The 1,734-nt window shown below is 62.7% G+C and carries 2 protein-coding genes and 1 pseudogene; all 3 read left to right on the top strand.

The genetic code is table 11. The annotated features are described in order from the left end of the window. Positions 1 to 282 (top strand): type II toxin-antitoxin system HicB family antitoxin (locus I5M_RS05635; protein WP_022720512.1); only part of this gene is annotated, 282 nt, incomplete at its 5' end. Positions 283 to 556: 274 nt separating this feature from the next. After that, positions 557 to 1,477, top strand: coding sequence for an ABC transporter ATP-binding protein (locus I5M_RS05640; protein ID WP_022720513.1), 921 nt, complete (start codon positions 557 to 559; stop codon positions 1,475 to 1,477). 1 nt (position 1,478) lies between these two features. Beyond that, positions 1,479 to 1,734 (top strand): annotated as a pseudogene (locus tag I5M_RS05645) (sugar ABC transporter permease); the annotation flags it as partial.

Consider the following 1,734-nt stretch of genomic DNA (forward strand, 5'->3'; position numbering starts at 1 on the left):
TACGTCGCCATAATCGAAGATGCCGGGCCGGACACCGCGGTTGGGGTCTGGTTCCCCGATCTACCGGGTTGTATCTCCGCGGGAGACAGTATCGACGAAGCGCTTCGCAATGCACCAGAGGCTCTGGCTTTGTACCTCGATGCGATGGAGCATGACGGCAGACCACTGCCGAAGCCCCGCACGCTGACGGAGCTGAAGGCCGATCCCGAAGTCGCTGATGACGTTCGAGACTACATCGTCGCACTGATCGAAGCTCCTACCCGCGCCGACGCCGCAGAATAGCGCACGGAATTCCAACGTCATTGCGAGCCGAAGGCGAAGCAATCCAGGAGCTCGGTGCTCGATTGCTTGGTCGCAGCGCTCCTCGCAATGACGGAGGAGAAGACAGGGAGATTGAACGAGCCTCGGCTTGATGACCCGGCCTCATTCGCTTGAAAGATTCCCGCCCCCTTCATCTCCCCTGTCGGTTGCGCCCGCCCTTGTCCGTCCTTATGTAACCCGCCCGCCCGGCGGCCGCGTTCTGCTGCCCTTTCCTGTCCCACGCCTTCGAGCCCGCATGGCCCCGATCATTTCCGTCAACAATCTCGACAAGGTCTACGGCACCGGCCGCAAGGCGCTGAATTCCGTCAACCTCGACATCATGGCGGGCGAGATCTTCGCGCTGCTGGGGCCGAACGGTGCCGGCAAGACGACGCTGATCGGGACGATCTGCGGGCTGGTCAATCCGACCTCGGGCAGCATCACGGTCGGCGGCCACGACATCGTGCGTGATTATCGCGCGGCGCGGTCGCTGATCGGACTGGTGCCGCAGGAGCTGCACACCGACGCGTTCGAGTCGGTGTGGGACACTGTCACTTTTTCGCGCGGCCTGTTCGGTAAGCCGAAGAACCCGGCGCATATCGAGAAGGTGCTGCGGTCGTTGTCGCTGTGGGAGCGCAAGGACAGCAAGATCATGACGCTGTCGGGCGGCATGAAGCGCCGCGTGATGATCGCCAAGGCGCTGAGCCACGAGCCGCAGGTGCTGTTTCTCGACGAGCCGACCGCAGGCGTGGATGTCGAACTGCGCAAGGGCATGTGGGAAGTGGTGCGCGAACTGCAGCAGTCCGGCGTCACCATCATCCTGACCACGCACTACATTGAAGAAGCCGAGGAGATGGCCGACCGCGTCGGCGTCATCAACAACGGCGAACTGGTGCTGGTCGAGGAGAAAGCCGCGCTGATGCGCAAGCTCGGCAAGAAGCAGTTGAAGCTGCATCTCGCCGAGCCGCTGCCGGCGGTCCCGCCCGAACTGGCGAACTACGACCTCGCGCTATCCGCTGACGGCCTGTCGTTGGTCTACACCTACGACACCCGCGCCGAGCACACCGGCATCACCTCGCTGCTCGGCGATGTGCGTGCCGCCGGCATCCGCTTCAACGATCTCGACACCAGCCAGAGCTCGCTGGAAGAGATCTTCGTCAGTCTGCTGAGGGCCTGAGATGAATTTGCGGGCGATCCGCGCGATCTATCTGTTCGAAATGGCGCGGACCTGGCGGACGCTGATGCAGAGCATTGTGTCGCCGGTGCTGTCGACGTCGCTGTATTTCATCGTGTTCGGCGCCGCGATCGGCTCGCGCATCGATCAGGTCGAGGGCGTCAGCTACGGCACCTTCATCGTGCCGGGCCTGATCATGCTCAGCGTGCTGACGCAAAGCGTGTCCAACGCCTCCTTCGGCATCTATTTCCCGAAATTCA

Source organism: Rhodopseudomonas sp. B29 (assembly GCF_000333455.1).
Taxonomy (GTDB): domain Bacteria; phylum Pseudomonadota; class Alphaproteobacteria; order Rhizobiales; family Xanthobacteraceae; genus Rhodopseudomonas.

What these genes read in the sequence shown, in the direction of transcription:
- I5M_RS05640 (WP_022720513.1), top strand. Translation starts at nt 557, where the DNA reads ATGGCCCCGATCATTTCCGTCAACAATCTCGACAAGGTCTACGGCACC.